The sequence below is a fragment of the uncultured Plantibacter sp. genome, from assembly GCF_963518075.1.
GTDB classification, from domain to species: Bacteria; Actinomycetota; Actinomycetes; order Actinomycetales; family Microbacteriaceae; genus Plantibacter; species Plantibacter flavus_A.
Genome location: NZ_CAUQHZ010000002.1, coordinates 223,284 through 242,111 on the forward strand (window position 1 = coordinate 223,284; position 18,828 = coordinate 242,111).

Below are 18,828 nucleotides of genomic sequence, written 5' to 3' on the forward strand. Positions count from 1 at the left end.
TGACAGGACGTCGCTGGGCTCAGCGCACGCTGATGTAGATCGGGTTCGTGTACAGCCAGGTGTCGGCCCAGGGGTCAGCTGGGGAGAGCGGGTACGGCTGGGGTGCCCGCGGGTCGATCTCGGCGCCGAGCGGACCGACCCCGTGCACCTGGCCATCGCTGCCGCGAAGGCGGACGTAGCCGTCCTCAGTGGCCGGCTCGAGCGGCACCACGACACGGAACGGGGAGTCGCTGCGGTCGGTGACGTCGAGCATTTCGACGACTCGGGTGCCGGGTGCGCGCTGTTCGTCACGGTCGGCGACGGGCCCGGTGACGCGCCCGCGGATCAGGTCGAGGTGCGCGAGTCTCGGTGTTGTGCCCCGCGAGGTCGGCGTCGTCGTGGGTGTGACGTCGACCACGAGCTCGAGGGCGGTGCCGCTTGCGACGGTGAGGGTCCCGCCCAGGGTGACGCCGGTCTGCGGCTGGTCGGTGGCACGGAGCACGACGGAGAGTCCGGCGACGAGGTGTCCGTGGTCGACCCAGACTCGGCCGGCGCGGATCGCGTCGAGGAGGGAGGCGGACGACCGGTCGACGGCCCCGACGTGCGTCCGACTGAACTCGCCCGGCCAGAAGTCGGCGCCGTTCTGGGGCGTGGCCGTGGCGATCGGGTCGGGTCGACGGCCGGCGCGGTTGAAGTTCGCGAGGGTCGCCCCGGCCTCCCAGCCCGGCCCGGTCGGGAAGTCGCCCACGCGTGTCGCGTCGGACTCCTTGAGGTGCAGATCGCTGTTCGTGGTGATCCACCAGCGCCGTCCCTCGCTCAGCAGCGAGTCCCACATCCCGCCGACGACGGCCGTCGTCCAGTCGAAGCCACCGTGCGTCAGATAGGCCTCCGCGGGGTAGCCGGGGAACGAGAATTCGCTGGCGGTGTTCTCGTACTCGCCGCGCCGCGAGCGTTCGGTCGCGTTCGCGGCGATCGCTCCGGCCTGGGCGCCGGGAGCGCCCTCCATGCCGACGAACACCTCTGGGTCGGCGTCCTGCCAGGCACGGAGCTCGCCGGGCGAGTCGATGCCGAGGCGGCTCGGGTGGTTCGCCAGGACGATCACGTCGTCGATGACGCCTGCACGCTTCTGGGCGCCGAGCCAGGCGATCCCGTCGGTCGCGTGCACGAGCCACTCGGCTGCGTCTTCGGTGCCGGGGCGCGGTTTCTCCCATCCGTTGAGCTTGCCGTCGTGGTCGAGCTCGAAGCGGCGCAGGACGAGGGTCGTCTGGGGCCCGGGCGCGATCAGCACGGTCGCGTGCTCGGCTCCCGGGATGTACCACTCGAGGCCCTGGAGCACGAGTATGTCGGGGCGCGCCGCCCGGGCGGTGTCGATCTCGCGGGCCGCGTTGAACACCCCGCCGACGTTGGCGTGTCCCTTGTTGCTGTGTTCCGTGAAGGCGATCGCGTCGACCGCGAAGCGCTGCGCCTGGTCGAGGATCGTCGTCATCGGGTACTTGGCGTCGTGCGAGTAGACCGAGTGCACGTGGTGGTCGAACACCAGCCAGGAGAGCGCGTCCGGGTCGACGACTGCCGACGCCGACGGCAGCGGCGCGGCCTGGGCAGAAGCCGCGCTCCCGAGCCCCTGGGCGGTCGCTCCCACTGCGACCGTCGCAGCGACGGAAACCCCCAGGAAGGACCGGCGGGAGAGGCCGGGCCGGGCCGATGCGCCCCGCTTCACCTCGGGCACGGAGGATGAGCCACCGGTTGGCGCGGGCTGCTCGGGGCGGGGATCGAAGGGCATGGCATCACTTTCATCGGACGGACGCGCCGATCGTAGGCAGCGGAGGTGAACCTCGGCCCAACGGCCGGTGCCGTGGGTGAGGCCCGGCGTACACGACCCATTCATCTGCGTCGGCAAGAGTCCTGGCGTCGCCGGGTATCCCCGTCCCGGAGGCCCACCGCACCCACCAAAGGTCCCGATGTCTTCCACTGCCCCCGTCATCCACCGTTCTCCGTTCCGTGCCGTAGGCCGCGCCCTGCTCGTCACGGCAGCTCTCAGTGCCAGTGCGGTGCTCTGCCTCGCCGGCGCCGGTGCTGCCGTCGCCGCCTCGGCGCCGGCTCCGCTCACGCTGCGCGGCACCGCCGGCGCCGCGGTCACCTCAGGTGACGCGCGCGCCGTCCCGTCGTTCGGCTCCGCGGTGCTCGCCGCGGGCTGCCCAGCCGATGCGGACGACGCCGCCCGACTCTCCGTGATGGCGGGAGGGGTCACCGTCGTCACGTCTCCGACCGTCACGGTGGCCGCCGGGCAGCCGGTCGAGGTGCCGATGGCCATCTCGTTCCAGGAGGTCGTGGACGGCGGCGTCGAACAGGGCGACGCGACCCTCGCGCTCGAGTGCCTCGTCCTCGAGTCGGGCATCCCGTCGTCAGTGGTCACGGCGGCGACCCTGCCCGTCACGTTCGCCGCGGGAACCTGGTCGGTGCCCGGCGCTCAGGTCGAGCCGGTTCCTCCGACGGTCACGCCGACCGCGGCCCCACCCTCGGGAGGTCCTGGAGCAGGGGCGATCGCGACACCGCGCCCCTCGGCCACAGCGCGACCCTCCGCTGACGGAGACCTGGCGCTGACGGGCTGGCAGCTCGGCGGGGCTGGCGTCGTCGCCGCCGGCCTGCTCGCGGGCGGCGCCGCCTTGCTCCTGCGCAAGCGTCTCCGGTAACCCATCGGCCCGGAGGCTGCGACGGGGCGACCGCGGTCAGGTCTCGCTCGGTGTCTCCTCCGCCGCTGCCAGGTTCTTCTGGACGGCGAACTGCGTCCGGTGCAACTCTTCGTACCGCCCACCGGCAGCGAGCAGCTCCTCGTGCGTGCCCCGCTCCACGATCGACCCTTCCTCGACCACGAGGATCAGGTCCGCACTGCGGATGGTGGAGAGCCGGTGCGCGATGACCATCGCCGTCCGGCCCTCGAGCGCCTCGCTGAGCGCCGCCTGCACGGCGGCCTCGGAGGTCGAGTCCAGTGCCGCTGTCGCCTCATCGAGGATGACGACGCGCGGCTGGGCGAGGAGCAGTCGTGCGATGGTCATCCGTTGGCGTTCACCACCGGAGAGTCGGTAGCCACGCTCGCCCACCATGGTGTCCAGCTGGTCCGGCAGGGATCGGATGAGCGGCTCGAGCCGCGCGCGGCGGACGGCGTCCCACACCTCGTCCTCGGACGCCTCCGGACGCGCGAGTCGCAGGTTGGAGCGGATGGTCTCATGGAACAGGTGGCCGTCCTGCGTCACCATGCCCAGGGTGTGCCGCATGGAGGCGAAGGCGATGTCGCGGACGTCCGTCCCGGCGAGGCGCACGGCGCCCTCGTCGACGTCATACAGCCGCGAGAGGAGTTGCGCGATCGTGGACTTGCCTGCTCCGGACGTCCCGACGAGGGCGACGGTCTGGCCCGGCTCGATCCGGAAGGAGACACCGTGCAGCACCTCTTCGCCGCCGCGGGTGTCCAGCGTGGAGACCTCCTCAAGGGAGGCGAGGGACACCTTGTCCGCGGAGGGGTAGGCGAAGCGGACGTCGTCGAACTCCACTGACACCGGACCCTCGGAGACGGTGACGGCGTCGGGCTTCTCCTGGATGAGCGGTTCGAGGTCGAGCACCTCGAAGACGCGCTCGAAGCTGACCACCGCGCTCATGATCTCCACCCGGGCGTTCGCGAGGCCGGTCAGCGGTGCGTAGAGGCGGGTCAGCAGGAGCGCCAGGGTGACCACCTCACCGGTGTCCAGCTGCCCGGCGAGGGCGAGGGAGCCGCCGAGGCCGTAGACGAGGGCGAGCGCGAGGGCGGAGACGAGCATCAGCGCGGTGAAGAAGACGAACTGCAGCATCGCCGTCCGGACACCGATGTCGCGGACGCGGGCGGCGCGGACACGGAACTCCTCGGCCTCCTGGTCCGGGCGGCCGAACAGCTTGACGAGCGTGGCGCCGGGAGCCGAGAAGCGCTCGGTCATCTGCGTGCTCATGGCCGAGTTGTGGTCGGCGGCTTCGCGACGCAGCGCTGCGAGGCGGCCACCCATACGGCGCGCGGGTACCAGGAAGACGGGGAGCATCACCACCGCGAGGACCGTCACGAGCCAGGAGGTGCTGAGCATGACGATCAGGGTGAGGATCAGGGCGACGAGGTTCGTGATCACGCCGGACAGGGTGCCGCTGAAGGCCTGCTGCGCGCCGATCACGTCGTTGTTGAGGCGACTCACGAGGGCGCCCGTCCGGGTCCGGGTGAAGAAGGCGATCGGCATCTTCTGGACGTGGTTGAACACGGCTGTGCGGAGGTCGAGGATCACCCCCTCGCCGATCCGCGCCGAGTACCATCGCGTCAGCAGCGACACGGCGGCGTCGGCCACGGCCACGAGGGCGATGACGACCGCGAGCCGGATGATCGTGGCCACCTCGCCCCGGGCGACGATGACATCGACCACCTGCCCGGCGAGGACCGGCGTCGCCACCGCGAGGAACGCTCCGGCGACGGAGAGCGCGATGAAGACCAGCAGCTTGGCGCGGTAGGGCACCGCGAAGGTCATGATCCGACGCACGGACGCGCGGGAGATCCCGTGCTTGCCGTCCTTGGCGCTCGAGATCTTGTACAGCGAGCTCCAAGCCGCGCTTTCCATGCTCATTGCGATTCCTCACGCCCTGCTGCGCGCGTGACGACGCCTCGGGAGCCCGGTCACGATCCGGGTGGCGACGCGAACGCAGACCTGCGAGAGCGTATCAGCCTCCCCGTTCCCGACCTGAACGTTCCGGCGGCACCGTCGGTCCGGGCGACCGCCGTCCGACGGACCCGGGGTTTCCAGGAGACCAGCCGAGGTGCCTGGCGTGATCAGCGTTCGGAGCGCAGGGCCGTCCACATCACGACGAAGGCGGCGGCGATGCCGAGTACGCTTCCGGCGAGCCCGACGATCATGGCGGGGTGACCGGTGTCGGCGAGCCCGATCGAGCACGAGACCACCCCGACACCGGACGCCATCAGCCCGACGAAGCTGAAGACGGCGAGGATGAAGCGCTTGGCGGTCCTGGTGGGATCGGGAGCGGGAGGGAGCGACATCGTGTCTCGTTTCCGCCGTCGCGTCGTCTGCTTCGGCTCTTCGGCATCAGGCTAGAGGGCCGCCGATCGATGCGGTGAGGGGGAATCCCCGGTCCTCACGACAGAACGGTCACGAGCGTCTGCGGATCTCGTGGACGAGGAGCCAGACGAGGTAGCCGCCACCCACGATCACGGTGACGACCCCCACCGGGAGCGACGTCGGCAGCAGGTGCTGCGCGACGACATCGGATGCCAGCAACACGAGGGCCCCGAGCAGGGCGGACGGCACCAGCGCGATGCCGGCGGTGCGGGTGATCCGCTGCGCGATCTGCGGGGCGGCGAGGGCGACGAACGCGATGGGTCCGGCTGCGCCCGTGACGACGGCCGTGAGCGCGACGGCGCACGCTACGAGACCGAGCCGTGAGGGTTCGACCCGCGATCCCAGCGCCTTCGCCGCGTCGTCGCCGAGCTCGAGTTGGCGGAGCGAGCCGCCGAGTGGCCCGAGGACGATGGTGACGGCCAGGATGACGACGGCGGCCGGGAGCAGCTGGGCCCATCCGACGGCGTTCAGCGAGCCTGCGCCCCAGACCGTGGCGAGCATCGCGACCTCGAGCTTCGCGCGCAGCACGAGGTAGGAACTGAGCGCCTCGAGCATGGCCGAGACGCCGATGCCCACGACGATGAGGCGGAAGCCCTGGATGCCTCGACGGTAGCTGAGGAGGGAGACCAGCGCCGTGGCGATCAGCCCGCCACCGACGGCACCGCCCGCGACAGCGGCCGAGCCGGCGCCCGCACCGATCACGATGATCACGATGAGACCGCCCGCGTACGATCCCGCGGTGAGCCCGATGATGTCGGGGCTCGCGAGCGGGTTCCGGGTGAGGGACTGGAAGATCGCGCCGGAGAGTCCGAGGGCGGCGCCGAAGAGCAGCGCGGCGAGGACTCGCGGGAGGCGCCACTCGAGCACCACCGTCTGCACCAGACCGCCTGGCCCGCCGAGGAACGCCGATGCGACCTCACCGACCGAGAGCGGCAGGTCGCCGAGACACAGCGCGAGCAACACCAACGCGAGTGCGACCACACCGAGCACCCCGCACACGACGATCGTGCGCAGCCGGACGCGGACGGAGAGCGATCGCCTCCGCCACACGACCGTGCGCGGTCCGGCCTCGGCCCCACTCACAGTGCGCTCGCCTTCGCGCGCCGCACGAGGTGGATCAACACGGGCGCACCGATGAACGCCGTGACGATCCCGACAGGGACGTCACTCGGCCAGAGGATCACGCGACCGATCACGTCAGAGGTGAGCAGCACAGCCGGCGCGATCAGGATCGAGTACGCCACGATCCACCGCTGGTCGGGACCGACGATCCACCGCGCGATGTGCGGCACCATGAGCCCCACGAAGCCGACCGGTCCGGCGATCGCGGTCGCCCCTCCCGCCAGCAGGGTGATCGCGACGACGGCGAGCACACGGGTGGTCGCGAGGCGGGTGCCGAGTGAGGAGGCGAGATCGTCGCCCAGCGCGAGGGCGTTCAGCGATCGAGCACTGAACAGCGCGATGACGACGCCCGCGAGGACGAAGGGGAGTGCGGGCATGATGACGTCGAGGCCCCGCTCGACGAAGGACCCGGCGTTCCACCCGCGGAGCTGCCTGAACGTGACCGGGTCGAGGAGCATCATCGCGGTCGTGATGCCGCTGAGCACCGCAGCGAGGGCGACGCCGGCGAGGGTCAGCCGGACCGGATCCGCACCACCACGTCCTGCCGAGCCGATCACGTAGACGAGTGCTGTCACGACCAGGGCTCCCAGGAACGCGAACGGCAGGTACTGCACGGGCGTGCGCGCGCCGAGCAGGACACCGATCGCGACGAAGAGCGCCGCGCCCGCGTCCACACCGAGGATCCCCGGATCACCGAGGGGGTTTCGGGTGAGGCCCTGGATGAGTGCGCCCGAGACGCCGAGCCCGACACCGACGACGAGTCCGGCCACGGTGCGGGGGATCCGCAGATCGAGGACGACCAGATCGGTGACGGAGCCATCGGGCCTCGTGAGTGCCCGCCAGACGTCGGTCGGGCCCACGGGGTGGGACCCCACGAGGATGCTGAGCAGGATCGCGGTCACGAGTGCCGCGACCGCGATCCCGAGCCCCAGCGAACGGCGCCCGCGAGGGGTGCGCGAGGTCACCGACGGGTCAGCCGTCGACGCTCTGCGGAGCTGTGCCGGCGACGGCGTCGACCAGGCGCGGCACCAGCTGCTCGAGGACGTACTTCTGGCTGAGCGGGGTGAGGAAGTAGATCGCACCGGCGAGCTCGCCGTCGGTGAAGACCGCGTGTCCGCCGGTCACGGCGTCCAGACTCGAGGTGGTGCCGAAGCCCAGCACCTCCTGAACGGAATTCGTGGACTCCGTCGCGAAGACGATCACGTCAGCGTCGATGACACCGACGTTCTCGGCGGCGATCTGAGCCTGTCCGCCCTCGCTCGGGACGTACTGCTGCAGCCCGGGCGTGATCGTGAACCCGAGATCCGTCAGGAAGTCGGTGTTGAGGCCGTCGGGGTAGACCCACAGGTTGCCGTCCCACGGCCCACCCTGCGAGAAGGTCGCCGTGAGGCCCGCGAACTCCGGGTGCGCTGCAGCCGCCGCGGCGTAGGCCTCGTCGACGCCCGTGATGAGCGCTTCGCCCTCCGCTGAGCGCCCCACGGCCTGGGCGACCATCCTGGTCTGGTCCCGCCAATCCGCGAAGTAGAGCCCGGCGCCCTCCTCGTTGGTCACGGTCGGCGCGATCTCCGCGAGCTTCCCGTAGTTCTCCTCGGTCATACCGGCGTTCGTCCCGATGATCAGGTCGGGCCGCAGCGACGCGATCTTCTCGTACTCGAACCCGTCGGTCGTGGTGAGGACGGTCGGCTCGGCATCGCCCAGGAGGTCCGTCGCCCACGGCCACACCGCATAGGGCTGCTCGCCGTACCATTCCGTCGTCGCGATCGGTGTGACACCGAGTTCGAGGAGGATGTCCTGCTCGGTCAGTCCGACCACGACGATCCGCTGCGGCTCCGAGGGGATGACCGTCTCGCCGTACTCATGCTCGATCGTCACCGGGAACGAGTCGCTCGGCTCGGTCGTGTAGTTCGGGTTCTCGGCGGTCGTCGAGGAGGCGCTCGAGCAGGCGGAGAGCGCGACGCCGACGAGGGCGAGTGCGCTCACCGCGGCAAGCAGGCGAGCGGTCCTCGCGCTCGGGGCGCGGTGGTGCTTCGGAACGATCATGGGGTCCTTCAATGGTTCGGCTGGCGGGATGACGCCAGTCAGGTTAGCCTTGCCTAATCGCTTCGCGCTATCGCGCTGAGTGGACAGGACTTGTCGAATGGAGACAGCTGGATGTCTGGTCGTGACCACTCGGACGGCGGGATCAGGCTCCTCGGCCCACTGGATGACGCCGAAGGGACATCGGGGGAGTTCCGGGTTTCCCGCTCGCGGGTCGATGCGACGACACGGTTCGACGAGCACTCGCACCGCGAGGACCAACTCGCGTGGATGAGCTCCGGCGCGATGGAGGTGTCGGTCCTCGGCGATCGACGGCGACTGCGGCGAGAGCACCTCGCCTGGATCCCCGCGGGGATGGTGCACGAGATGAGCTTCAGCGAGCCCGGAGAGCTCATCAGCGTCTATGCCGACCCGATGCTGCGCCCACAGGGCGGCCGTTGGAACGGTGCACGGACCGTCCGGGTCGACGACCTCTCGGGAGCGCTGCTGGCGCACCTGCTCGACGCCGACCCGGCCGGGCGCCGGCGATGGCGATGCTGGTCGCTCCTGATCGACCTGCTGTCGGCGGCGGCTCGCGACGATGAGGCGTTGGCCATGCCCCGTGAACCGCGCGCGCGTGCCATCGCGTCGGCCCTGATGGCCGACCCCGCCGACCCGCGTGGGCTCGACGATTGGGCCTCGGCGGCGGGCGTCAGCTCGAAGACGATCGGCCGGGCGTTCGTGGACGGCACGGGATGCACCTTCCGTGAGTGGCGGGTCCGCGTGCGCCTGCATGCAGCGGCGGGAATGCTCGGTCGGGGTGTCGCCGTGCAGGAGGTCGCACCCGCGGTCGGTTACGAGTCGGTGAGCAGCTTCATCGGGGCGTTCCGCACCCGGTTCTCCGTGACCCCCGCCGTCTACGCCGCGCGCAGTCGGACGGCGGAGCTCATCTGATCCGAAGACGGGTGCGGCTTCAGGCGCTCTGAGCAGACCGACCGTCTCCGTCGGTCTGGCCGGCCCCGGAGAAACCGAGCCATTCGCGGGCCGTCACTGCCTGGATCCGCCCACCCACCGCCTGATCCGATTCCGACGCGGCGTTCGACGGGCTCGAGGCTGGCGCGACTCAGCTGATCGGATCACCGAGACTCAGCTCCCACACGGCGAGGCCGTGCACACCCTGTCGGGTGGCGTAGGTCTTCCGGAGACCGAGGGTCTTGGCGTCGGACCACCAGATGACCGTGCCGTCCGCGAGTGTCGCCGTCCACTCCTGCTGCGTCGCGTCCCACGTCGCACGATTGCCTGCTTTCGCTCTCGCCTCGGCGACGGTCAGCTGCACGCCGTCGGTCCCGTCACCCGGCCAGGTGTACGCGTATTCGGCGACACCGAGGTCGATCTTGCTCTTCGGGACACCGGTCGCGATGAATGCCGTCAGCACGCTCTTGACCCAGGGCGTGCCGCCGACGGGGCCCGCATCGGTCCAGGTCGGTCCGTGCTGGTCGTAGGCCATCAGCACGAACCGCCCCACGGAGGCGTTCAGCGCACTCATGTCGTACCCCTCGTCGGCGTAGCCCGCGGCGGTGTCGGTGGCCATGAGCGCGATCGAGATGGTCGACGCTGACGGCAGTGCGGCGCGCAGTTCGGCGAGGAACTTCGTGAGACCGGCCTTGTGGGAGCTGTTCAGTGACTCGAGGTCGATCTGCACTCCGTTGAACCCGCCCTGCGCGACCTTGGAGACGAGCGAGGTGACGACGGCCTTCCGGTTCACCGTGCTGCTGAGGAGCTTCGTGGCGATGGCCGGGGAGAAGTCGCCGATCGACGCGTCGAAGTTGCCGAACAGCAGCTCGGTCTTGAGACCCTTGCTCTTCGCCGCGGTGACCATACCCGCGGCCTCCGGCGGTGTCGCCGTGACCGCTGCGCCGGTCGAGGTCAGGTTGACGCCGTCGATGCCGACGAGCGAGAGTGCCGAGGCACTCGGGGCGATGTACTGCGCCCCTGATCCGGTCATGAGGTATCCCTCGATCAGGAGACCCGCGGTGGTGGCGGAGGGGGATGAGACGAGTAAGGGGACCGCGAGCGCGGCGACCCCCATGGCGACCAGGGCGTTCCGAAAGTTCCGTGGTGTGTTCATGCCTGATTCCTTCTCACACTGCAGGGTGAACGCCTGTCGTCAACCCGATGCGCGAGATCGATGGTAGGCGCGACGACGGTATAGCGTCGACGCATGAGCCACACCCTCGAACCGGGCACGACCGCTGCGCCCGCCGGGTCGCCGGTGGAGGCACGCCGCAGGCACTACGCGGAGTTCTACGGCCTCGCACCGTTGCCGACGGAGTTCGGGGTGGTGCTCGGCAACTGCCAGGCTGAATCCCTGCGCACCGTGATGGATGCGCCGGACCGCCGGTTCGTGCGCGTTCCGGCCGTGCACGAGATGACCGCCGAGGACGCGGAGCGGCTGCACGAGGTGGTGGGGGCGGCGCACACCGTGGTGTCGCAACCCGTGCGGGACGACTACCACGGACTGCCGCTCGGCACACGACAGGTCGCCGCCGCCACGAGCGCGAGCGTGCTGACGGTGACTCCGGTGCGGTTCGGTGGGTTGCATCCGTTCCAGGCCGCCGTCCGGGTCCCCGGCGTCGAGGAGAACCCGCCGCTCGTGGCGTACCACGACGTCCGGACGCTCGCGGCCGCCGCAGGCATCCCCGTCGTGCCTGCCCTCCAGCCGGACGCCGTGCGCGCGATCGGCCGAGTCTCCGTCGAGGAACTGCGGCGACGCGAGGCCGCGACCGACGTGCCGGTGTCCGACCTCTTCGACGCGGTCACCGCCGACCACGCGCGCACCGTCAATCACCCGGGGAACGCGATCTGGCTGCCGCTCGGCGCCCGCATCCTCGAGGCCCTGGGGGCGCCAGGCGGCGTCACCGACCCCGGACGCCCCCTGCTCAACGCGGTGCGCGCGCCCATCGCACCCGAGGTCGTCGACGCCTGGTCCCTGACGGACGAGCCCCGCGACCACTGGATCATCGAGGGCGTCGAGGTCGACGACGCCGAGGTGCGCGCCGCCCACACCGATTGGTACGCGTCCCACCCCGAGTTCGTCGTCGTCGCCGTCGACCGGCTCGCGGCCCTGCTCTCCGTGTGGCGCAACGCGTGAACGGGAGTGCGCAGCCGTGGGTCGTCGGCAACCGGTGGGACACGCTCGACGACGTCCAGCCTGATCCGCTGCCGCGCGTCTCGGTGATCGTCGCGCACTACGACCAGCCCGGTGAGCTGCTCCGGACCCTGCACGCCCTCGCCGCGCAGGACTACCCGCGTCACCTCCTGGAGGTGATCGTCGCCGACGACGGTTCCCCTGGTGACGTGTCGGTTCCGGACGACGTGATCCTCGTCCGGCAGGAGGACCAGGGGTTCCGGCTCGCCGCCGTCCGCAATCTGGGCGTGCGGGCGAGCAGTGGCGAGGTGTTGTGCTTCCTCGATGCCGACACGGTCCCCGAGCCGGGCTACGTGCGCGCGCTCACGCGGCTGCCCGCCCTGCTGCCCGAGGCGGTCACGGTGGGGCGGCGTCGCCATGCCGACTTCACCGGGGTCGCCCTGGAGGCTCCTGTCGTCGAGGCGGCCGCCGGCCGTGAGCTCGCCGAACCGGCATGGCTCGCCGAGGCGTACGCGCGCAGTCGGGATCTGCGCAACGCGGACGATAGGTCCTATCGGTTCATGATCGGCGCGGTCATCGCCTGCTCGCGGAGCATGTTCGACGAGGTCGGCGGATTCGACGAGTCGTTCACCTCGTACGGCGGGGAGGACTGGGAGTGGGCGCACCGCATGTGGCAGGCGGGAGCGGTCTTCGCCCATGTCCCGGCCGCGGTGGCTTGGCACGACGGCCCCGAGTGGGCGGAGCGGGACGGCTCAGGCATGGACCGCGCGAACGCGCAGACCATGCGGCTCTTCTCGTCGATCCCCGTGTCGGGGTCCGCGCCGCGGGCGCTGTGGTCGGCCGCGGTCGATCTCGTCGTGCGGCTGCGGGGCGACCACACGGCGGCCGCTCGGTTCGTCGCGGCGGACTCGCTCTTCGCAGCCTTCCCGCAGGCTCGATTGGTCCTCGAGGACGGCGGAGCTGAGGAGCTCGGGGAAGACCCGCGCGTCCTCAGTGGAGCAGCCGGAGTCGATGCCCGCGTGACGTGGGAGTTCGACCGCCCGATCGTGATCCTCGACCCGACGTGGATCGTCGGTCTCGTCGACCGCCTCGGCACCGGAGACGTGGGCACCGTCGAGCTCGTCGACCCGGACGGCGCGTCGCTCGGCCGCGTGCGATCCCGGCGGGCCAGGCGGCGTGAGGAACGTTGGGCCACATCCGCCGCCTTCGAGACGCAGCAGCTCGTCGCCGACGGCGTCCGGCAGCTCCGGCCTGATCCCCGGGTGGCGGCCTGGGTCGGCGGCTGGGGTGGACCCTCGTCGTTCTGCTGACCCGATCGGCGACGACGTGCTCCGCGCAAGGATCACGCGGCCCGAACGCAGGCCCTCCGTCGAACCACTGCACCACCGGACGCGCTGAGTGCAACCCCACCGGTTCCGGCCGAGGTCTCGTTTAGCGTGGTCGTCATGTCTCCGCGCGACCAGTACGAACTGACCAACCCCGTGACCCAGTACGACCGGGTCGAGCCCCCGCTGCAGCATCAGTCGGAGCCCGGCGTGCAGGCCAAGATGAACCCCGTGCCCGACCTCGGAGAGGCGAGCTACCGGGGGAGTGGACGCCTCACGGGTCGCAAGGCGCTCATCACGGGCGGCGACTCCGGTATCGGTGCCGCCACGGCGATCGCGTTCGCCCGCGAAGGCGCGGACGTGGTCATCGCCCACCTGCCGGGTGAGGAGGAGGACGCCGAGCACGTCCTCTCGCTCATCGCCGACGCCGGGCGCCGGGGCAAGGCGATCGTCGCCGACATCTCACACGCCGACCAGTGCCGTCGGCTCGTGGCGGAGGCAGCCGAGTTCCTCGGCGGCCTCGACATCTTGGTCAACAACGCCGGCAAGCAGATCGCCGTCGACCGGGTGGAGGACCTCAGCGACGAGCAGTTCGAGGAGACGTTCCGCACGAACGTCTTCGCGAACTTCTGGATCACCAAGGCGGCACTCGCCCACCTCGGCGAGGGCGCGAGCATCGTGAACACGGCATCGCTCGAGGCGTACAAGCCGTCACCCGACCGGCTCGACTACGCGGCTACGAAGGCCGCGATCAACAACCTCTCCAAGGGGCTCGCGCTGCAGCTCGCCTCCCGGGGGATCCGCGTGAACGTCGTCGCCCCCGGCCCCGTGTGGACCGCGTTGCAGGTCTCCGACGGCGTCTCCGACGAGCAGATGGAGCACTTCGACGACGAGAACACCTACCAGCGTGCCGGGCAGCCGGCTGAACTCGCGCCGGCGTACGTCTACCTCGCCTCGGCGGAGTCCGGCTACGTCTCCGGGGCGACGCTGAACGTCAACGGCGGCATGGTCACCCCGTGACCGCGGCTGCGTGCACGGTCTTCTTCCTTCCCGGGCTCGGGCTCGACGCCGCCGCGGTCGCACCAGTGGCTCGCGAGCTCGACGCTCGGTTCCGGATGATCGCCGTCGAGCTGCCCGGACAGGGCGACACGGCCGACGCACCGGACGGCTCGGTCGACTCGCAGGTCGACGCTGCCCTCGCCGTGATCGCGGAGCAGGCCGACGGCGGACCCTGGATGCTGTGTGCGCACAGCATGGGTGGCAAGGTCGCCGCCGGGATCGCCGCCCGGGTCCGCGACGGCGACGTCCCCGTGTTCGGGCTCCTCGGCGTCGTGCTCCTGGCACCGTCACCGCCCACGCCCGAGCCGATGCCTGACGCCAAGCGCCACCAGATGCTCAGCTGGATCGAGGACGGGCCCATCGCCGAGGCGGACGCGCAGACCTTCGTCGACGACAACGTGGGTGCACCTCTGCCGACCGAGCTGCAGGCCGCCGCCGTGGCGTCCGTGCAGGCCATGTCGCCCGTCGCGTGGCGCCGCTGGCTCGAGCAGGGCAGCGAGGAGGACATCGCGTCCTCCGTCGGCAAGCTCGACCTCCCGTGCATCGTGCTCGCCGGAGATCAGGACGAGGCGCTCGGAGCCGCAGTGCAGCCCGAGATGCTCTCGGACGTCTACCCCCGTGCACGATTCGTGTCGCTCGCAGGAGCCGGACATCTGCTCTCGTACGAGCGTCCGGTCACGGTCGCGCGCGCGCTCACCGAGTTCTGGGACGAGATCGTCGCACACAGCGCCATCGTCCCAGCCGAGTGGGGGCTCGTCATCGCGTCCCTGCGGACCACGCCGCGGGTGCGCAGCGCGCTGGCACGACGCGCCCTGCCGGATGACCCCGAGTATCGGCCCCGCGTCCTGAGCGTGGAACAGCTGGACCTGCTCCGTTCCGTCGCCGATCGCCTGGTTCCCCAGGCGACCGAGGGGCGGATCGATCTCGCCGCCCGGGTCGACGCCGACCTCGCAGCAGGTGGTGGCGACGGATGGCGGCCGGTCGGAGGGCTCACGGACGACGAGGCCTACCGCGCCGGATTGGATGATCTCCGAACCGCGTGGCCGGACTCGGCCGATGACCAGGATGCCGTGATCCGTGCCGTGATCGACGGCCAGGGCGTCCCCGGGGGCGCCATCGACGGAGACGATCTGCGGCGCTGGTTCGAGGACCTGCGCGTGGACGTCACGCGGGAGTGGCTCATCCATCCCGCGTCGCTGGCCCGCGTCGGCTACGACGGGTTCGCGACCGGCGCTGAAGACGTCGACTTCGCCGGCTACCGCGAGTTGGGTGCCGGCACCAGAGACGATTGGGAGCCCGCCGAACTCGGCGTCGCGCCCGCACAGCAGCAGGAGGACGCAGCGTGAACCTGGACACCATGAAGACCTACGACCTCGACGACAGCGTCGACGTCGTGGTGGTCGGTACCGGTGCGGGTGGCGCACCACTGCTCGCGCGACTCGCTGCAGCGGGACTCCGCGTCGTCGCCCTCGAAGCGGGGCCGAATCACGACCCTGCCGAGTCCACCCCGGACGAGGTCGACGCGACGACGATCAACTGGATGTCCAGCCGGTTCAGCGGTGGAGACGCTCCGACGGCGTTCGGCCCGAACAACAGCGGGTTCGGCGTCGGCGGTGGCACCGTGCACTGGGGCGCGTTCACGCCCCGGCCGGACGCCCGTGACCTGCGTCTGCGCAGCGAGACCGGTTTCGGACGCGACTGGCCCGTCGATCACGCGGAGTTCACGCGCTACGTCGAAGAGGTCGAGGCGACCATCGGTGTCTCCGGGCCGACGCCGTATCCGTGGGACCCGTCGCGGACCTATCTGTACGCGCCGCCGAAGCGTAACGCGCCTGCCGACCTCATGGCGAAGGGCGCGGAGTCGCTCGGCATCCGAGCGACCGACGCACCCGCCGCGATCATCACCCGCGACCGCGATCAGCCTCACCATGGCCTGCGGCGTGCCACGACGAACGTCGGCTCGATCCACCAGGGCGAGCGCCACGGTGCGAAGGCGACGACGGCCATCACCTACCTGCCGGCTGCGGTCGCGGCGGGGGCGGAGATCCGACCGGACGCCGTCGTGCACACCATCGAGCGGGACGCCCGCGGTCGGGTGACGGGCGTCGTCTATCGCCAGGACGGTGTCGACAAGCGGCAGCGCTGCGAGGTGCTCGTGTTGGCGGGCGGCGGGGTGGAGACCCCTCGGCTCCTGCTGCACAACGGCCTCGCGAACGCCAGCGGTCAGGTGGGTCGGAACTTCCTGGCCCACGGGGCGGTGCAGGTGTGGGGACGGTTCGACGAGCAGATCCGCGGCTACCGCGGCTACCCGTCGGCGCTCATCACCGAGGACTTCGTCCGCCCCGAAGGTGCTGACTTCGCCGGAGGGTATCTGTTGCAGAGCCTCGGCGTCATGCCGTTCAACTACGCGACGACCCTCGTGCGCGGCGGCGGGCTCTGGGGCACCGAGCTGGTCGACGAGCTCGACGCGTCCCGGTACAACGCCGGCATCGGGATGAACGCCGAGTGTCTGCCCGCCGACGGTAACCGGCTCGAGCTCTCGTCGGAGGAGGACGAATGGGGTCTGCCGCGTGCGACCGTCTCGTTCTCGCCCGGTGACAACGAGCAGGCCATCGACCGCCACGCCATCCGCACGATGACGGACATCCTCACGGCAGCCGGTGCGCGGAGCACCAGGGTGCTCGCGCGCACGGCGCACACGCTCGGCACGTGCCGGATGAGCGACGATCCGAGTGACGGCGTGGTTGACGGGGATGGGCGATCGCACGACATCGACAACCTGTGGATCTGTGACAACTCCACGTTCCCGAGCGCGCTCTCCGCGAACCCGGGTCTTGCACAGATGGCGTTGTCGCTGCGCACCGCCGACCGGATGCTCGCGGCCCGGTGACGGCGGCGCCGCCGGCAGGTGAGCGAGGATGGGTCGGGAGTCAGCCGTTCGCCTCGACGATGACGATGGCCGCGCCGCTCGGTAGCACCTCCAGCACGGTGTGACCGGCGGCCCTCGCATCGGCGGCGCTCGGGAACGACAACCGGGCCTGATAGATCGGATCGGGGAACCCGTAGCGACGCAGCTTCTCGACGCGGACGTCCTTGGCGAGCGGAATGTGCATCGTGGTGCGCACCTGCTCCCGCAGCTCCTGCTGGCAGACCGAATCCACGCCTGCGTAGCCGCAGACGGACACGTCACCTTCGAGGAACGAGCTGTAGCTGCCTTGAAACGACCCCAGTAGCGCGACGACGAGGACGACGAAGCCGGCCATACAACCGATGGCCACCCCGAGCGTTCCCAGCATTTGACGCACGGTCCGTGGTTTACGAGACCATCCGCCGTCTGATTCCGCGAGAAGATCGTCGATCGTCATGCGCCCACACCCCTGAGTTGCATGACGTAAGGCTAGCGGTGGCCGCTCCCGGCCTGGTTGCGCACGAACGCCTCCTAGGCTGGACTGATGGTCTCGACACGGAAGCAGCTGATCGTCGACGACGGGGTCACGATCTCGTACACCGTGTTCGAGGGTTCCGAGCCGGCGTCGGTCATCCTCCACGGACTCGCCGGGAGCAGTCGGGAGTTCCTTCCAACGGCTCGAGCGCTTGCCGGACGATCGGTCGTCCTCATCGACCAGCGTGGCCACGGAGAGAGTACGAGGCGGCCGATGGACACCTCTCGAGCGGCGTACGTCTCGGATGTCGCACGGGTGATCGAAGCCGAGACATCAGAACCGGTGATCGTCATCGGGCAGTCGATGGGCGCGCATACCGCGATGCTCCTGGCTGCCGACAGGCCAGACATCGTTCGCGCGCTGGTCATGCTCGAAGGGGACCAGGGCAGCGGCACGGTGGAGGATCACCGAGCCCTCGGCGGTTTCTTCCGGTCGTGGAACGTCCCGTTCGCAAGTCGATCGGACGCGGCGGCGGAGCTTGGTGACGGGCCGCTCGAACGTGCCTGGGTCGAGGATCTGGAGGAGACAGTCGACGGGTTGGTCCCACGATTCGATGCAGACGTCATGCAGACGACGATCGAGGCGGTCGGGGAGCCTCGCTGGCGCGAGTGGGAGAGCATCGACGTGCCAACCCTCGTGGTCTATGCAGACGGAGGAATGTTCACCGAGGATAAGAAGGCGGCGTTCGCAGGCCGGGGCAGGCGCGCACGTCGCGTCGATCTCAGCGGTGCATCGCATGATGCGCACCTTGACGCGCATGAGCAGTGGGTCGAGGCGCTCCGCACCTTCATCGATGCGCAGTGAGATGACACGCACCGCATCAGGTCGGGCCCATCTCGCCGGCCCCGCCGTCAGCGTAAGGTCGTCGCATGCCCCTCGAGCAACCCCCGCAGCCTGAACGGAGGCGAGCGCTCTCGAAGCCCTCGGCCGCGTCATCCACGGCGGCAGCCTGGAACGCCTTCCTGCTCCGAGCTGAGGCGAGAGCGTGGATCAATGCCACCGAGCGTGGACAGCGACAGCCTGAGGTCGGCGATGTCGCGCTGGAGGTCCTGCTCCTGGAGTACGGTCGCCCGGCCCGCTTGGCGCTCGGGCTCGTCTCGTCCGTAGCACTCGTCGTGGCCGCCACCCTCGCCGTCGCGACCGTGACCGTCCTCGGTCCGTTCTGGGTGGGGGAGAGCGGGGCGTTCTTCGGCTCCGTGGTCCTCATCGGGTTCGCGGTCGCGCTGACGAGCGTCGTCATCCTGCTCGGGCTGCAGGTCTCCGAGAACCGCATCATCCGCGCCGTCTCCGCGTGGTCCGAGGTGACGCCGCAGACCACCGACCCGCAGGAAGCGCCGACCGGAGCGGAGGACACCGTCGACCGTCGGGAGGCAGTGGCGTTGCGCGCCCTCTTCCTGGCGGTCTCGGGCGCAGGGATCGCCGCAACCGTCGTCGTGATGGTCTGGCTGTCCTCCGCCGAAGGCGGATCGTTCGTGCTGCCGCTCCTCGTCGCTGCGGTCTTGCAGCTGATCATCTGGCTCGCGGTCTGCTCCGGGGTCGTCCGCGTGCTGCAGTCGTCGCGGGTCTGACGAGCGCGGCGGTCGACCGTGTCGCGGTGCTCA

General features: G+C 70.4%; 17 protein-coding genes. 9 read left to right on the forward strand and 8 right to left on the reverse strand.

Annotated elements, in window-relative coordinates; all coding sequences use genetic code 11:
- Positions 1-19: 19 nt before the first annotated feature.
- The gene (locus RWN05_RS04770) at positions 20-1,759 is read right to left on the reverse strand and encodes a PHP domain-containing protein (protein ID WP_314138746.1); all 1,740 of its coding nucleotides are present in this window, start codon (positions 1,757-1,759) and stop codon (positions 20-22) included.
- A gap of 178 nt (positions 1,760-1,937) precedes the next feature.
- On the opposite strand from RWN05_RS04770, the gene RWN05_RS04775 reads away from it, so the two are divergent.
- Positions 1,938-2,669: a hypothetical protein gene (locus tag RWN05_RS04775; RefSeq protein WP_153303428.1), complete on the forward strand. Its 732-nt coding sequence runs from the start codon at positions 1,938-1,940 to the stop codon at positions 2,667-2,669.
- Between the two features lie 36 nt (positions 2,670-2,705).
- Here the strand turns inward: RWN05_RS04775 and RWN05_RS04780 are convergent, their stop codons facing one another.
- From RWN05_RS04780 to RWN05_RS04800, 5 genes are all read right to left on the reverse strand, one after another.
- Positions 2,706-4,607, reverse strand: a complete 1,902-nt coding sequence (locus tag RWN05_RS04780; RefSeq protein WP_079002395.1) for an ABC transporter ATP-binding protein — start codon at positions 4,605-4,607, stop codon at positions 2,706-2,708.
- A 203-nt stretch (positions 4,608-4,810) separates the two neighbouring features.
- Positions 4,811-5,035 (reverse strand): hypothetical protein, encoded by a 225-nt coding sequence (locus RWN05_RS04785; protein ID WP_071259931.1) that lies wholly within the window; start codon positions 5,033-5,035, stop codon positions 4,811-4,813.
- A gap of 109 nt (positions 5,036-5,144) precedes the next feature.
- Positions 5,145-6,197 carry an iron chelate uptake ABC transporter family permease subunit gene (locus RWN05_RS04790; protein ID WP_079002396.1) on the reverse strand — a complete coding sequence of 351 codons (1,053 nt, stop codon included), beginning with the start codon at positions 6,195-6,197 and terminating at the stop codon, positions 5,145-5,147.
- On the reverse strand, positions 6,194-7,201 hold the full coding sequence (locus RWN05_RS04795; protein WP_205847585.1) for an iron chelate uptake ABC transporter family permease subunit: 1,008 nt from the start codon (positions 7,199-7,201) through the stop codon (positions 6,194-6,196). The genes RWN05_RS04790 and RWN05_RS04795 overlap by 4 nt, the downstream gene beginning before the upstream one ends.
- A 7-nt stretch (positions 7,202-7,208) precedes the next feature.
- A complete protein-coding gene (locus RWN05_RS04800) occupies positions 7,209-8,276 on the reverse strand; it encodes an ABC transporter substrate-binding protein (protein ID WP_079002397.1) in 1,068 nt (355 codons plus the stop codon).
- A 111-nt stretch (positions 8,277-8,387) separates the two neighbouring features.
- Between RWN05_RS04800 and RWN05_RS04805 the strand changes: the two genes are divergently transcribed.
- The gene (locus RWN05_RS04805; protein ID WP_079002398.1) at positions 8,388-9,206 is read left to right on the forward strand and encodes an AraC family transcriptional regulator; all 819 of its coding nucleotides are present in this window, start codon (positions 8,388-8,390) and stop codon (positions 9,204-9,206) included.
- A 169-nt stretch (positions 9,207-9,375) separates the two neighbouring features.
- Here RWN05_RS04805 and RWN05_RS04810 read toward each other — a convergent pair whose 3' ends face one another.
- Positions 9,376-10,380: a glycosyl hydrolase family 18 protein gene (locus RWN05_RS04810; protein ID WP_079002399.1), complete on the reverse strand. Its 1,005-nt coding sequence runs from the start codon at positions 10,378-10,380 to the stop codon at positions 9,376-9,378.
- A gap of 93 nt (positions 10,381-10,473) precedes the next feature.
- Here RWN05_RS04810 and RWN05_RS04815 point away from each other — a divergent pair, with 93 nt between their 5' ends.
- The 5 genes from RWN05_RS04815 (at position 10,474) to RWN05_RS04835 (ending at position 16,674) form a co-directional block, all read left to right on the forward strand.
- Positions 10,474-11,403 carry a WcbI family polysaccharide biosynthesis putative acetyltransferase gene (locus RWN05_RS04815; RefSeq protein WP_079002400.1) on the forward strand — a complete coding sequence of 310 codons (930 nt, stop codon included), beginning with the start codon at positions 10,474-10,476 and terminating at the stop codon, positions 11,401-11,403.
- Positions 11,400-12,710 carry a glycosyltransferase family 2 protein gene (locus RWN05_RS04820; RefSeq protein ID WP_153303429.1) on the forward strand — a complete coding sequence of 437 codons (1,311 nt, stop codon included), beginning with the start codon at positions 11,400-11,402 and terminating at the stop codon, positions 12,708-12,710. The genes RWN05_RS04815 and RWN05_RS04820 overlap by 4 nt, the downstream gene beginning before the upstream one ends.
- Positions 12,711-12,845: 135 nt before the next feature.
- The gene (locus RWN05_RS04825; protein ID WP_079003909.1) at positions 12,846-13,745 is read left to right on the forward strand and encodes an SDR family oxidoreductase; all 900 of its coding nucleotides are present in this window, start codon (positions 12,846-12,848) and stop codon (positions 13,743-13,745) included.
- Positions 13,742-15,130: an alpha/beta hydrolase gene (locus tag RWN05_RS04830; protein WP_314138750.1), complete on the forward strand. Its 1,389-nt coding sequence runs from the start codon at positions 13,742-13,744 to the stop codon at positions 15,128-15,130. Before RWN05_RS04825 ends, RWN05_RS04830 begins: the two co-directional genes overlap by 4 nt.
- Positions 15,127-16,674, forward strand: coding sequence for a GMC family oxidoreductase (locus tag RWN05_RS04835; RefSeq protein ID WP_240555762.1), 1,548 nt, complete (start codon positions 15,127-15,129; stop codon positions 16,672-16,674). The genes RWN05_RS04830 and RWN05_RS04835 overlap by 4 nt, the downstream gene beginning before the upstream one ends.
- A 40-nt stretch (positions 16,675-16,714) precedes the next feature.
- On the opposite strand, the gene RWN05_RS04840 is transcribed toward RWN05_RS04835, so the two are convergent.
- The gene (locus tag RWN05_RS04840) at positions 16,715-17,149 is read right to left on the reverse strand and encodes a hypothetical protein (RefSeq protein ID WP_153303430.1); all 435 of its coding nucleotides are present in this window, start codon (positions 17,147-17,149) and stop codon (positions 16,715-16,717) included.
- Positions 17,150-17,236: 87 nt separating this feature from the next.
- Between RWN05_RS04840 and RWN05_RS04845 the strand changes: the two genes are divergently transcribed.
- Together RWN05_RS04845 and RWN05_RS04850 are read left to right on the forward strand one after the other, a co-directional pair.
- Entirely contained in the window at positions 17,237-18,031 is a 795-nt protein-coding gene (locus RWN05_RS04845) for an alpha/beta fold hydrolase (protein ID WP_079002404.1), read from the forward strand.
- Between the two features lie 65 nt (positions 18,032-18,096).
- Positions 18,097-18,795, forward strand: a complete 699-nt coding sequence (locus RWN05_RS04850) for a hypothetical protein (RefSeq protein ID WP_079002405.1) — start codon at positions 18,097-18,099, stop codon at positions 18,793-18,795.
- Positions 18,796-18,828: the final 33 nt, after the last annotated feature.